Origin of the sequence: Rhizobium sp. Root1212 (assembly GCF_001424985.1) — a bacterium.
In the GTDB taxonomy this organism is placed as follows: Bacteria; Pseudomonadota; Alphaproteobacteria; order Rhizobiales; family Rhizobiaceae; genus Pararhizobium.
In genome coordinates, this window is record NZ_LMDA01000012.1 from 17,069 (window position 1) to 29,312 (window position 12,244).

13 protein-coding genes are annotated in these 12,244 nt (G+C 62.1%); 7 read left to right on the plus strand and 6 right to left on the minus strand.

Annotated features, from left to right (window positions below):
• Positions 1 to 22: 22 nt before the first annotated feature.
• Entirely contained in the window at positions 23 to 403 is a 381-nt protein-coding gene (locus tag ASC86_RS12215) for a DUF2147 domain-containing protein (RefSeq protein ID WP_056321138.1), read from the minus strand.
• Positions 404 to 521: 118 nt separating this feature from the next.
• Between ASC86_RS12215 and ASC86_RS12220 the strand changes: the two genes are divergently transcribed.
• Positions 522 to 923, plus strand: a complete 402-nt coding sequence (locus tag ASC86_RS12220; RefSeq protein WP_056321141.1) for a DUF2177 family protein — start codon at positions 522 to 524, stop codon at positions 921 to 923.
• Here ASC86_RS12220 and ASC86_RS12225 read toward each other — a convergent pair.
• Genes ASC86_RS12225 through ASC86_RS12245 form a run of 5 tightly spaced genes read right to left on the minus strand, consistent with a single transcriptional unit; the run spans position 888 to position 4,625 of the window.
• The gene (locus ASC86_RS12225; RefSeq protein WP_082510153.1) at positions 888 to 1,487 is read right to left on the minus strand and encodes a hypothetical protein; all 600 of its coding nucleotides are present in this window, start codon (positions 1,485 to 1,487) and stop codon (positions 888 to 890) included. The two genes, ASC86_RS12220 and ASC86_RS12225, sit on opposite strands and share 36 nt — an antisense overlap.
• Positions 1,484 to 2,521, minus strand: a complete 1,038-nt coding sequence (locus ASC86_RS12230; RefSeq protein ID WP_056321143.1) for a cyclopropane-fatty-acyl-phospholipid synthase family protein — start codon at positions 2,519 to 2,521, stop codon at positions 1,484 to 1,486. Before ASC86_RS12230 ends, ASC86_RS12225 begins: the two co-directional genes overlap by 4 nt.
• Positions 2,518 to 3,333 (minus strand): DUF1295 domain-containing protein, encoded by an 816-nt coding sequence (locus ASC86_RS12235; RefSeq protein ID WP_056321145.1) that lies wholly within the window; start codon positions 3,331 to 3,333, stop codon positions 2,518 to 2,520. The genes ASC86_RS12230 and ASC86_RS12235 overlap by 4 nt, the downstream gene beginning before the upstream one ends.
• 3 nt (positions 3,334 to 3,336) lie before the next feature.
• Entirely contained in the window at positions 3,337 to 3,990 is a 654-nt protein-coding gene (locus tag ASC86_RS12240) for a ChrR family anti-sigma-E factor (protein WP_056321147.1), read from the minus strand.
• Positions 3,987 to 4,625: a sigma-70 family RNA polymerase sigma factor gene (locus ASC86_RS12245; RefSeq protein ID WP_082510155.1), complete on the minus strand. Its 639-nt coding sequence runs from the start codon at positions 4,623 to 4,625 to the stop codon at positions 3,987 to 3,989. Before ASC86_RS12245 ends, ASC86_RS12240 begins: the two co-directional genes overlap by 4 nt.
• A 136-nt stretch (positions 4,626 to 4,761) precedes the next feature.
• On the opposite strand from ASC86_RS12245, the gene ASC86_RS12250 reads away from it, so the two are divergent.
• The 6 genes from ASC86_RS12250 (at position 4,762) to ASC86_RS12275 (ending at position 12,236) form a co-directional block, all read left to right on the plus strand.
• Positions 4,762 to 6,093, plus strand: coding sequence for an FAD-dependent oxidoreductase (locus ASC86_RS12250; RefSeq protein WP_056321148.1), 1,332 nt, complete (start codon positions 4,762 to 4,764; stop codon positions 6,091 to 6,093).
• A gap of 522 nt (positions 6,094 to 6,615) precedes the next feature.
• Complete coding sequence (locus ASC86_RS12255; RefSeq protein ID WP_056321151.1) at positions 6,616 to 7,644, plus strand: substrate-binding domain-containing protein; 1,029 nt, start codon at positions 6,616 to 6,618, stop codon at positions 7,642 to 7,644.
• A gap of 64 nt (positions 7,645 to 7,708) precedes the next feature.
• Complete coding sequence (locus ASC86_RS12260) at positions 7,709 to 9,229, plus strand: sugar ABC transporter ATP-binding protein (protein WP_056321153.1); 1,521 nt, start codon at positions 7,709 to 7,711, stop codon at positions 9,227 to 9,229.
• A gap of 16 nt (positions 9,230 to 9,245) precedes the next feature.
• Positions 9,246 to 10,235, plus strand: coding sequence for an ABC transporter permease (locus tag ASC86_RS12265; RefSeq protein ID WP_056321156.1), 990 nt, complete (start codon positions 9,246 to 9,248; stop codon positions 10,233 to 10,235).
• 1 nt (position 10,236) lies between these two features.
• Complete coding sequence (locus ASC86_RS12270; protein WP_056321160.1) at positions 10,237 to 11,244, plus strand: sugar-binding transcriptional regulator; 1,008 nt, start codon at positions 10,237 to 10,239, stop codon at positions 11,242 to 11,244.
• Entirely contained in the window at positions 11,241 to 12,236 is a 996-nt protein-coding gene (locus ASC86_RS12275; RefSeq protein ID WP_056321164.1) for an aldo/keto reductase, read from the plus strand. Before ASC86_RS12270 ends, ASC86_RS12275 begins: the two co-directional genes overlap by 4 nt.
• Positions 12,237 to 12,244: the final 8 nt, after the last annotated feature.

Consider the following 12,244-nt stretch of genomic DNA (forward strand, 5'->3'; position numbering starts at 1 on the left):
GCCTGATCCTTGCCGATCGCCGTCACTGCGCCGGCTGCCAGCGGACATTCTTGCACAACACGCCGGCCAGAATGCAGCCGCGGGTGAGAAGCGATTTGTCCGAGACCTGCACGGTGATCGAATAGGTGCGGTTACGTTTGGCATCGTAAGCGGTCCCGGCCAGCGTGTCCGCCGATTTTGGCTCAAGCGACATGACCAGGCGGTCACCGGCTTCCTCGCCCTTGCTGGTATCGCCGATCCAGAGATTGGTCGCGCATATCTTGCCGCCGCAGGGCGCAATGCGCACGCGCGCGTTGCCATCGTCACGTAGCCATATGCCGCTCGGGTCGGCGGATTGCTGCGCGTAAGATGCGGCGGCTGTCGAGATCACGGCGGCGCATGCAGTCAGAACGGCTATCCTCATCGGCCTATCCTCTTTGCTTTTCCTAACATACGCATAGGCAGGCCATTTGGTTCACTCACGGTGATCCAGGAAGGCAAACTTGCCGTAAGGAATAGGGAAAACCGCGGGAGACGCAGGCATGAAAACGGTTATCACAGCCTATATTACGACCGGCGTAGCCTTTCTGGTCGTCGATGCCATCTGGCTGACGACAATGGCGGATATGCTCTACAGGCCGCTGCTCGGCGACAGGCTTGCACCGCAGTTTCATCTGGCGCCCGCCGTCTTCTTCTATGTGATCTATGTCGCGGGCATCGTTTTCTTCGCCGTGCTGCCGGCTGTCGAGAGCGGCAGTCTCGGCAAGGCGGCCCTGAACGGCGCGGTGCTCGGCCTCGTAGCCTACGCGACCTACGACCTCACCAACCAGGCGACATTGAAGGACTGGCCGCTTGTCGTCACGCTTGCCGATATGGTCTGGGGTGGCTTCGTCACAGCCGTCGGCGCGTCAGCCGGCTTCCTGCTGGCCAGCCGTGTCGGCTGATTTTTCGGCCTGCGCAAGCAGACTGGAGAACGTGAGGGCGACGAAAGCCGTGAGCATACTGGCACTGATAAGGTTCAGCCGCGCCAGTGCGGCGTATTCAGTGGCGTCATACAGCGCCAGCGGCAATCCATAGGCATCGTGCAAAAACAGGAAGACGCTGAAGGCGAGGGCGGTGAGCGCCAGCCCGACAAGCCGCTCGCTTGGGCGAAACAGCAGAAGCGCAATCACCCCGCAGGGAACGAGAAAGATTTCGACGGCGGACGCCGTGCCGAAGAGCCAGGCCGACAGCATGGTATTGCCGACGCCGGTCAGCGGCAGAAGCGCCCGGCCCGCGACACCGTTCCGGCGCGCAACGGCCGGCACGGCGAGAAAGAATGGCGTCGAGAGAAACGTGAACCACGCGGCCGTAATGTCGGTGCTGACCGTCCACCAAAGATAGAGTGGATAGAACGGCTGGTTGGAGGCGACCAGCAGCGCGATAACATTCGCCGCGGCGACACGCGGGTCCGGATGGCGGGCATAGGCCCGCACCCTTTCGACCAGCTTGCGAAAAAAGGAGATCACGGCCCTGCGCCTGCGGGGCGCAGGCGGTAGTGGCTGACGCCCCATTCGTCGCCGTCGGCATGCCCGAAAAGGCCGGCGGTGGCGAGAAAGAACATCCGCCAGCGCCGCATCCAGAGCGCCGCGTCCGGGCCATAGGTTGCTTCGAAAATGGCGCGGATGGCGCTACGATTTCTGTCGAAATTGTCGAGCCAGTCGAGCGCCGTGCGTTCGTAGTGCTTGCCGTTCCAGCGCCAGTCCGCTTCGACGGCGAAGCTGTCGCTGAACTCCCGCACCAGCCCGTGGCTCGGCATGACGCCGCCGGTGAAGAAATACTGCGCGATCCAGTCCGCCTTGTCGGCATGGTCGAAGCGGTAGGGGGTCTTGCGATGGGAGAACACGTGCAGGAAGAGCCGGCCGTCGTCGCTAATCCATCCGCGCGCCCGTTCAAGCAAGGACTTCCAGTTGGACATATGCTCGAACATCTCCACCGAAACGATCCGGTCGAAGATGCTGTCGGGAGAAAAATCGTTCATATCGGCGGTGACGATCGTGAGGTTGCGAAGGCCTCTCTGCTCGATTTCCGCCTCGATATGGGCGCGTTGCGACGACGAATTCGAAACGGAGACGATGCGCGCAGAAGGATAGCGCTCAGCCATGAACAGGGAGAGGGAACCCCAGCCACAACCCAGCTCGAGAATGTTCTGGCCGTCGGCAAGATCTGCATGGGCGCAGGTTTCTTCCAGCGCCGAAATTTCCGCTTCCGCCAGCGTGTCGCCGGGTGAGGCATAGAGGCAGGAGGAATATTTGCGGCGCGGACCGAGCGTCAGCGCAAAAAACGCCGCCGGCAGTTCGTAATGCTGGGCGTTGGCCTCGTCGGTGTGAACGGCGATCGGCCATTCGGCCATCGATCGTGCAAAGTCGCGATCCGTAGGGCCGCTGCCCTGTGCCAGCAAGCGGCGCGTGCGGCCGACGAGCCGGCTGATGCCGAAGCGCAGGGCGGGATCGGGAAGCGGCAGCCGCTCGGCGGCGGTGATGGCGGTAGCGGCAAGGTTCATGGCGTCTTCTTCCTCAGTTGCGGGCCTGGCCAGAAGGCATTGACGCGATTGGCGTAGGCGGCGAAAGCGCTGCCGCGCGAGCGCTGCATGTGCGCTTCAAGCGGCGGGATTCCGGAAATATGGACCAGCAGCCAGTACATGAAGGCAGGGCCGGCGAGCGCCAGCCAGCCCAATTCCCAAGCGCCGTACGGACCGATGGCGATAACAGCGTATCCGGTCCATCCCAGCCACTGGAAGAAGTAGTTGGGGTGGCGTGAAAGGCTCCACAGGCCCTCGTCGCAGACCTTTCCCTTGTTTGCCGGGTTTTCGCGGAACCGCGCCAGCTGCGCATCGGCAACGCCTTCTCCGACGACCGCCGTCACAAGGATGACGATACCGGCGACATCGCTCCATTGAAGGCCCGTTGCGGGGTTTCGTGCGGCGATGAAAACGGTTGCGGCCAGCAGGAGCGCGGCGGCAGCCTGTATCTGCAGGAAGAGGAAGAGGCGTGAACGCCAGCTTTCCCCCCATTCCTCCCGCAGTTTGGCGTAGCGCGGATCTTCGCCGCCCTGCAGGGTGCGCCGCAGGATATGCAGGCCAAGCCGAAAGGACCACAGCCCCGCGACGATCGTGACGACAACCCGCCGTTGCCAGTCTCCCTCCCAGCCATCGATCGGGGCAAGTGACACGACCATACCGGCGGCGCCGACAAGGAACGACCAGATCGCGTCGATCCAGCCGGATGTCGCGCCCTTGAGGACGGCAAACCAGACGGCGGTCATGGCAAACGAGATGGCGACGGCCAGAAGAATGAACAGTCCGGCCGCCGTCATGGCTCAGATCCCGAAGATCGGCTGCAACATGCGGCCGATGACGTTTTTGAAGCGCATCTTGCCTTCCATAGCCGCGAGGCAGATGCATTCGCCATCCTTGTCGACAACCGGCTGGTGCTCGACGTCGTCATCCATTTCAGCAAGATCGCCTGGGCGAAACGTGCCGAACTTGTCGGAGAACGAGCCGGAGACGATGTAGGTGAACTCGGTTCCGACATGCCCGTGATCGGGGAGGGCGCGGCCGGGGCCGACCTTGAGCAGGATGAGATTGGCATCCGGGTCCTGCGGCACGCCGACACGGCTCATCTTCATGCCGGGACCGATCCAGCGCCAGCTTCCGATATCGCAGCCGCGCAGGGCGTCCGGCAGGCGGATGCCCTCGATCTCAACGGGGGCGAGCGGCGGCGGCACGGTAGCGCCGGTAGCCTCTTCATTGTCCAGCATCGCAAGCATGTCGCTCAGCACCGTTGCCGAGAGTGGCGTGGGCTCCATCTCCTCCAACAGGGAGCCGCCGAGCGCTTCATATTCGCCCACGCGGGCCCTGCAGACCGGGCAGCTTGCCAGATGCGCCTCGACAACGATGGCCGGCCCGGCGGCAAGCGTGCCGGCGGCAAAGCGCATCAAGGTGTCGTCGGTTGCGTGATTTCTGTTGGTCATGGTTTGTCTTCCAGCAGCGCGCGCAGCCGGTTCATGGCCAGGCGTGTTCTAGATTTTACGGTGCCGAGAGGGATACCCAGCTCATCGGCGATTTCGGTCTGCGATTTCTCGCTAAAATAGGAGAGACGGACGATCGTCTGTTGCTCGGGCGAGAGCGCGCTCAGCGCCTGGCGCACCCGCGCATCCCGCTCGGCCCCGAGCAATCCGTCTTCGACCGTGTCCGGCCTGTTCTCGGGATCGGGCGGAAGGGTTGACGGATCACGCTGGCGACGCATGTAGTCGATACGGATGTTGCGGGCGATGGCGAAGATCCACGTCGCGACGCCCGCCCGTTCGGGATCAAAATAGGAGGCCTTGCGCCAGACGTTCAGCATCGTTTCCTGCACCAGATCCTCCGCCGCGCCCGACGGAAGCCTCCAGCGCAAGAAGAAGGTTTTAAGCCTGGGTCCGAAATAGCGAAACAGCAACGCGAAGGCCTGACGATCACGACCCTGCGCGATCTGCATCATCATTTCCACAAGCGTGTCGGGCGAGGGCGTCTGTTGCGTTTCCCTTGAACTCACCACGGCAAGCCGCCGGCCTGTCGGCACACCTGGGTCGCGATCGATCTCGATGGGGTTGGAAACTTCATTCATGCATCCTTCTACGCGGCATTCTCCGAAGCGGATCACACGGGACGAAATAGGCTGTGCGCAGTGATCCGCCATAAGCCCGCTCCCGTAAAGGGTCTTGATAGTTTCTCATGAGCTTGGCAGTTGCAGAAGGATCGTCATGCGCCATTTTCCCCAAACGGACCGGTCCCTGAAAATTGCAGTTGTCGGCACGGGCATTGCCGGTCTTTCCGCCGCATGGCTTCTGTCGCAACGCCATGAGGTGACGGTTTTCGAAGCCGACAATCGCACGGGCGGCCATTCTCACACGGTGACGTCCGGCGATGCCGCCGTCGATACCGGCTTCATCGTCTATAATGAAGCGACCTATCCCAATCTCGCGGCGCTGTTTGCCCATCTTGACGTGCCGACCAAGGCATCGGACATGTCCTTCGCCGTCTCGATGGACGAAGGGCAACTGGAATATGCAGGAACAAATCTTGCCGGCCTTTTCGCCCAGCGCAGCAATCTCGCAAGCCCGCGTTTCTGGTCGATGCTGCGTGACCTCGTACGCTTCTATCGGCAGGCGCCGAGCGGCGTGCGCAATCTCGACCCGTCGGCGAGCCTCAACGACTATCTCGACAGTGCGGGCTTCGGCCGTGCCTTTCGGGAGGATCATCTATACCCGATGGCGGCTGCGATCTGGTCGACACCGGCGCTGGAAATCGGCAATTATCCGGCGCTTTCCTTCGTGCGCTTCTGCGAGAACCACGGCCTTTTGAAATTCATGCGCCGACCGATCTGGCGCACGGTGGACGGCGGCAGCCGCGCCTATGTCGAACGCCTTGTCGCGCCCTTCCATGACCGTATCCGTACCAACGCCCCGGTGAAGGCGATCCGTCGGGTGAATGGCGCGGTGGAGATTTCCGTGGCCGGTGCGGAGCCCGAATGGTTCGATCATGTGGTGATCGGCGCTCACGCCGACCAGGCGCTCGAAATGCTCGCCGACCGGTCGCAGCGAGAAGCGGACCTGCTGAGTGTTTTCGCCTATGGCGATAACGAGACCGTCCTGCACAGCGACGAAAGCCTGATGCCGCGCCGCCGCCGCGTCTGGGCGAGCTGGAACTATCTTGCGCGTTCCGGGCGTGATGGCGCAGCACCCCGCAAGCCCTGCGTTACCTACTGGATGAACCGGCTGCAGGGTATCGCCGATCCGCGTCCGTTCTTCGTAACGCTCAGCCCGTTACACGCTCCCGCGGAAGACAAGGTCATCTGGCGAGGCCTCTACCAGCATCCGTTGTTCAATGCCGAAACGCTCGCCGCGCAGAAGCAGCTCTGGTCGCTTCAGGGTGAAGCCAATACCTGGTTCTGCGGCTCCTATTTCGGCTCTGGCTTTCACGAGGACGCCATCCAGGCAGGGCTTGCCGTCGGCGAGAGCCTGGGCGGCATCGCCAGACCGTGGTCGGTCGAAGGAGAGTCGGATCGCATTTTCCGGACGCTCCATCCTGCCTAAATTCCATGGATCGCCTTTGGCGTCTCTGCTTATGGCAGTGATGCGAGCGGTTCATGACGATGAGCGCCACGCATGACGGCCGGGGTGGCGATCACCACGCCGATATCGGTAAGCCCGCCCGCGACCGTATTGCCGAGCGAAACGCCCGCAATCGGCCTCGCAATCCTCCATCGAGGATCGGTACCGGATAAATCCGCGCGGAAAAGGTCCCGGCAGTAGCGCTGCGGATCAGAAGCCCTGCCAGCGCCGGTAGAAAGACGCCAGCCACCCGAAACGGCGGATCAATACGGGCGCTACCGTCGGTGGTCATGGCTGTCGCACGGAACGGGCGTGGAAGGGGCGCAGTCCGTTTCGCTACAAATGAAATATATTTCATACTGTGAATTATATTGACATTGGTTCTGCCTTCGCCTTTATTGTCCTCATCGGACTTCGAGGAGGAAGTTCGGTTTCAACGCGATCAGCGGCGTCTTTGAGACGCCCTCGGGCTTTTGGGAGGGGCTTCGGCCTCGAGGAGGAATCTTGCGCAAATTTATAAGCTCGACCGCCATGGCGGTCCTTGCGGCAACGCTTTTTGCCGGCACGGCATCTGCGGAAACGGACAATCCGTTTCGTTGCAAGCCGGGTGAAAAATACGTCATGAACGTCATGGTCTCCGGTGTGGAATACTGGTTCCCGGTCTATGAAATGTTCAAGCAGGCAGGTCAGCAGCTCGGCTGCGAAACCGAATATACCGGCACGCCGGAATACGACGTCAACAAGCAGATCGCCACTTTCGACCAGGCGCTGGCCCAGAACCCGGCCGGCATCCTCGTCCATCCGATGAACTCCGACCCGTTCATCGAGCCGATCAACCGCGCCATCGAGCAGGGCACGGCCGTCGTCACGTTTGCCGCCGACTCGCCGCTGTCCAAGCGCGTCTCCTTCATCACCTCGGACAACACCCGCGAAGGCGTCTATGCCGCCGATGCGATCGCCGAGAAGATGGGCGGCAAGGGCGAATATGCGGTTCTGGAAAATCCGGGACAGGACAATCACGACAAACGTATCGCCGCCTTCATCGGCCGTATGGAAGAGAAGTGGCCGGACATGAAGCTTGTCGGCCGCGCCGCGTCCAACCAGGACCCGACCAAGGCCTATCAAGGGCTTTCGAGCCTGATCCAGGCTAATCCGAATCTCGGTGCCGTGTTCATGCCGGAAGCGAACTCCGCCATCGGCGCGTCTCAGGCCGCCAAGGAAAACGGCGGCAAGGTTCTTGTCATGTGCGCCGACGTCAACGCCAACATTCTCGACATGATCAAGGCCGGTGAAGTCTTCGGTTCGATCAACCCGAACCAGGGCATGCAGGGCTACATGGGCTTCATGTTGCTGTGGCTTGCCAAGCATCCGGAATTGATCGACCCGATGAACGACGCCAAGCGCTCGGGCTTCAACCCGATGAGCATTCCGGTGGTCGATAACGGTCTTTCGATCGTCACTGCCGAAAATGCCGACGACTTCTATTGGGATAAGTACCTGAAGCGCCGCGGCACGAAGGGTATCGAGGAGTAAGCTTCCGATAGTTGCCATCCGCATCCTTGCGTGCGGATGGCAAGACGGGAGAGGGAGAAAGACGATGGCGGTGCTCAGCATTCATGGCGTGACCAAGCATTTCGGGGCGATCCGGGCGTTGACCGATGTCGATTTCACGCTCGAACGCGGCGAAGTCCATGCGCTCTGCGGCGAAAACGGTGCGGGCAAATCGACGCTGATGAACATCATCGCTGGCGTGCTGCAGCCAACCGAAGGCGAAATCCGTGTCGATGGAAAACCCGTCCGCATCGCTTCACCGGCTGCCGCGCAGGCGCTCGGCATTGGGCTGGTGCATCAGGAAATCGCCCTCTGCCCGGATGCCACCGTGGCAGAGAATATGTTCATGGCCGCGACCAATCGACGGCGTTCCCCTTTCATGAATTACCGCGCTCTGGAGCGCGATGCCCAGCAGGTGATGAACCGGCTGGCCGCCATCGACGTGCGCCGGAAGGTCGCGGACCTTCCGATTTCCAGCCAGCAGCTTGTCGAGATCGCCAAGGCGCTGACGCTCGACTGCCGCGTGCTCATTCTGGACGAGCCGACCGCGGCGCTTACCGAAACCGAGGCGCAGCAGCTCTTCTCCATCATCCGCGACCTCAAGGCGAACGGTATCTCTATCATCTATATCAGCCATCGCATGGCCGAGATTTTCAGCCTTTGCGACCGGGTCACCGTTTTCCGCGACGGCCGCTATGTCTGCACCGACAACATCGCCGACGTAACGGCTGACGATGTCGTGCGCCGCATGGTCGGCCGTGAGATCACCCAGCTCTATCCGGACAAGCTTAGGGCCGAAGACGTCTCGAACGAGGCAATCCTTGAAATCGATGGTCTTGGCGATGGCGTGCGCTTCCATGACATCAGCTTCGATCTGCGCAGGGGCGAAATCCTCGGCATCGGCGGCCTCATAGGCTCCGGCCGCACGGAGATCGCCGAAGGCATTTGCGGGCTTCGCGCGCATACGGCCGGCGAAGTCCGCCTGCATGGCAAGCCGCAGGCGATCCGGGCCTATGCGGATGCGGTCAAGACCGGCATCGTCTATCTGTCGGAAGACCGCAAGGGGTCAGGCATCTTTCTGGAAATGTCGATTGCCCAGAATATCTCGGTGCTGAACTTGAAAGCGCTCACGAACACTGCGGGCCTGCTGAACGGCCGTGCCGAGGCGGCGCTGGCGGAGGATTTCGCGCGGCGGCTTGCTGTGCGCATGGGTGGCGTCGAGGCCCCGGTGAAGTCGCTGTCCGGCGGCAACCAGCAGAAGGTAGCGATCGCCAAGCAGCTTGCGGTGAAACCCAAGGTGATCCTGATGGACGAGCCGACGCGGGGTATCGACGTCGGCGCCAAGACCGAAATTCACCGGTTGCTGCGCGATCTCGCGCGCTCGGGCATCGGTATCGTCGTCATCTCTTCGGAGATGCCGGAATTGCTTGGGCTTTGCGACCGCGTGCTGGTCGTGCGGGAGGGGCGCATCGCCGGCGAGCTTGGCTCGGAAGACATGACGGAAGAAGCCGTGATCCGCCTGGCATCGGGGATCAGTGCGACAAGGACGGCAGATCATGCCGCCTAAGGAGGGAGAGACGGGAATGGCAATCGACACGATGGCGGCGGACATGCCGAAGACGGGGCATTGGAAACGCATCGGCACCATGCGCGAGGCGGGGTTGATCGCGATCATCCTGACGCTCTGCGTGATCATGAGCTTCGCCTCGCCGCACTTCCTGACGCTCGGCAACTTCCGCGCCATGCTGATGAGCTTTTCGGTGGAGGGCATCGTCGTTGTCGGCATGACGATCCTGCTCATCGTCGGCGGCATCGATCTTGCCGTAGGTTCGGTCGTCTGCTTCGCCATGGTGCTTTCCGGCTCGCTGTTCCTCGCCGGGCTCGATCCGTGGGCGGCCTCGCTGATCGGTATTTTCGCGAGCGGCGCTATTGGGGCGATCATGGGGTTCTTCGTGACGGTGGTGGGGCTGAACCATTTCATCACCTCTCTTGCCGGCATGGTGATCGTGCGGGGGCTTTGCCTGATCATCACCAAAGGCACGCCGCTGTCGCTCTTCACGCTGCCGGCAGGTTTCAAGGCCGTCGGGCAGGGCACGTTTCATGGCGTTCCCTATGTGATCCTGATCTTCGTCGCCGTCGTCATTCTGTTCGATTTCCTGCTGCGCAGGGCCACCGCGTTCCGCAAAGTGTTCTATACCGGCAGCAACGAGAAGGCGGCGCTCTATTCCGGCATCCGCACCAACCAGGTGAAGTTCTGGGTGACGGTTCTGTGCTCGACGCTGTCAGGTGTCGCCGGCGTCATCTATATGTCCCGCTTCGGTGCGGCGACCCCCACTTTCGGCGTCGGCATGGAGCTGAACATCATCGCGGCGGCGGTCATCGGCGGCGCTTCGCTGAACGGCGGCTCGGGTACGATCTTCGGTGCCATTCTCGGTATCGCGCTGCTCTCGGTCGTCACCTCATCGCTTATCCTGCTCGACGTTTCCGTCTATTGGCAGGACATGATCAAAGGTTGCATTCTGCTCGCCGCCGTCTCCATCGACCATTTCCTGCACAAGCGGAAGGCCGCCTGATATGCCGATTGCCAAATTGAAGCCCAAGACAACCGCGCCGCGCGAGGAAATCGTCATCGCGCGCCAGATGCACCAGGCGCTCGTGCTGCACTTTCTCGAAGGTTTGACACAGTCGCAGATTGCCGACCAGCTCGGCATCTCGCATGCCACCGTGAACCGGCTGATCAAGCGCGGCCGCCAGCTCGGCCTCGTCGAAATCAAGATCAAGTCGCCTGTCGAGCCGCTGGTGGATATGGAAGAACGCCTGCTGGCGCTCGGCGGCATTGACCGCGCCGTGGTGGTGCCGACCGTTTCCGATAATCCGCAGACGGCGCTGCAAGCGGTTGGAGAAGCGGCGGCACGGCTGCTGCTGGAGGAAATCGCTGACGGCGACACGATCTGCATCACCGGCGGCAAGGGTGTTGGCGCTGTCGTCGCCGGCCTGCAGCCCGTTCGCCGCTTCGATGTGGACGTGATCCCGGCGACAGGCTGCGTCCAAGGCAAGCACTATACCGACGTCAACCACGTCTCGACCCTGATGGCAGACCGGCTCGGCGGACGCTCCTATCAGATCCATGCGCCGCTGTTTGCCGACGATGCCAAGCAGCGGGACTTGCTGATCAATATGCGTGCCGTCGCCGATGTCTTCCAGCGGGCGCGGGAGGCCAAGATTGCGGTGGTCGGCATCGGCTCGATCCTTAGCACAGACTCGACCTACTACGATCTGCACCCCTCCTCCAGCGAGGACCGCAAGGCCATCGAACATTCCGGTGCGAGCGCCGAACTGCTCGCTCATCTGCTCGATGGTGAGGGCCGCGTCTGCGACTACAGTCTCAACCGAGCGCTCGTTTCGCTGACGCTGGAAGAGTTCGCCTCGATCCCGACGAAGATCGGCGTAGCAAGTGGTCTCAACAAGGCCAACTCGATCCTGAGCGTGCTGCGCGGCAACCACCTCGATACGCTCGTCACCGACGAGGCGACCGGCGCACGCATTCTTGAAATTGCATCCGGGGAAGGGTTTTCGGCATGAGCGGCGAACAGTTGATCCGCGAGATCGGGCGCTCCGGCGTCAAGGCGTCGGCCGTCGGGCTTGGCACCTGGGCGATCGGCGGCTGGATGTGGGGCGGGACGGACGAGGCGCAATCGATCGCCGCCATCCAGGCCTCGCTCGATGCTGGCGTGACCCTCATCGACACGGCTCCGGCCTATGGCCTCGGCCGCTCGGAGGAGATTGTCGGCAAGGCGATTGCCGGGCGCCGCGACAAGGCCGTCATCGCTACCAAGTGCGGGCTCGTCTGGCATACGCAAAAGGGCAATCATTTCTTCGATCAGGATGGCAAACCGGTTCACCGCTATCTCGGACGCGACTCCATTATCCACGAGGTTGAGCAAAGCCTGCGGCGGCTCGGCACGGACTATATCGACCTCTATATCACCCACTGGCAGGACGCGACGACACCGGTCGAGGAGACCGTCAGAGCGTTGGAGGAACTGAAGCAGACGGGCAAGATCCGCGCCATCGGCGCCAGCAACGTCAACCCTTCGGAACTCCGACAGTACATAGAAACTGGTTCGCTCGATGCGATCCAGGAGCGCTTCAGCATGATCGATCGGCAGATCGAGGCGTACCTGCTGCCGCTCACCCTTGCAAACGGCGTGTCGACGCTCAGCTATTCCTCGCTGGCGCTCGGCCTGCTGTCTGGCGCAATCGGGCCGGAACGTATCTTCTCCGGTGACGACCAGCGTAAGGACAATCCGCGCTTTTCCGTCGCCAACCGAGAGAAGGCAAGGGACTTTTCCGATGCGATCCGGCCGGTCGCGGAGCGGCATGAGGCGAGCATCGCGCAGGTGGTCATCGCCTGGACGCTGGCGCAACCGGGCGTGACTTTTGCACTCTGCGGCGCACGCAACCCGGCGCAGGCGCTCGACAATGCGCGGGCAGGAACACTCAGACTTACTGCGGACGAACTTTCGGCCATCGACGCGGCGCTTGCTGCGAAACTGGCCAACATGGACGGATAACAGGCTGT

What these genes read in the sequence shown, in the direction of transcription:
- ASC86_RS12215 (WP_056321138.1), bottom strand. Translation starts at nt 403, where the DNA reads ATGAGGATAGCCGTTCTGACTGCATGCGCCGCCGTGATCTCGACAGCC.
- ASC86_RS12220 (WP_056321141.1), top strand. Translation starts at nt 522, where the DNA reads ATGAAAACGGTTATCACAGCCTATATTACGACCGGCGTAGCCTTTCTG.
- ASC86_RS12230 (WP_056321143.1), bottom strand. Translation starts at nt 2,521, where the DNA reads ATGAACCTTGCCGCTACCGCCATCACCGCCGCCGAGCGGCTGCCGCTT.
- ASC86_RS12235 (WP_056321145.1), bottom strand. Translation starts at nt 3,333, where the DNA reads ATGACGGCGGCCGGACTGTTCATTCTTCTGGCCGTCGCCATCTCGTTT.
- ASC86_RS12240 (WP_056321147.1), bottom strand. Translation starts at nt 3,990, where the DNA reads ATGACCAACAGAAATCACGCAACCGACGACACCTTGATGCGCTTTGCC.
- ASC86_RS12245 (WP_082510155.1), bottom strand. Translation starts at nt 4,625, where the DNA reads ATGAATGAAGTTTCCAACCCCATCGAGATCGATCGCGACCCAGGTGTG.
- ASC86_RS12250 (WP_056321148.1), top strand. Translation starts at nt 4,762, where the DNA reads ATGCGCCATTTTCCCCAAACGGACCGGTCCCTGAAAATTGCAGTTGTC.
- ASC86_RS12260 (WP_056321153.1), top strand. Translation starts at nt 7,709, where the DNA reads ATGGCGGTGCTCAGCATTCATGGCGTGACCAAGCATTTCGGGGCGATC.
- ASC86_RS12265 (WP_056321156.1), top strand. Translation starts at nt 9,246, where the DNA reads ATGGCAATCGACACGATGGCGGCGGACATGCCGAAGACGGGGCATTGG.
- ASC86_RS12270 (WP_056321160.1), top strand. Translation starts at nt 10,237, where the DNA reads ATGCCGATTGCCAAATTGAAGCCCAAGACAACCGCGCCGCGCGAGGAA.
- ASC86_RS12275 (WP_056321164.1), top strand. Translation starts at nt 11,241, where the DNA reads ATGAGCGGCGAACAGTTGATCCGCGAGATCGGGCGCTCCGGCGTCAAG.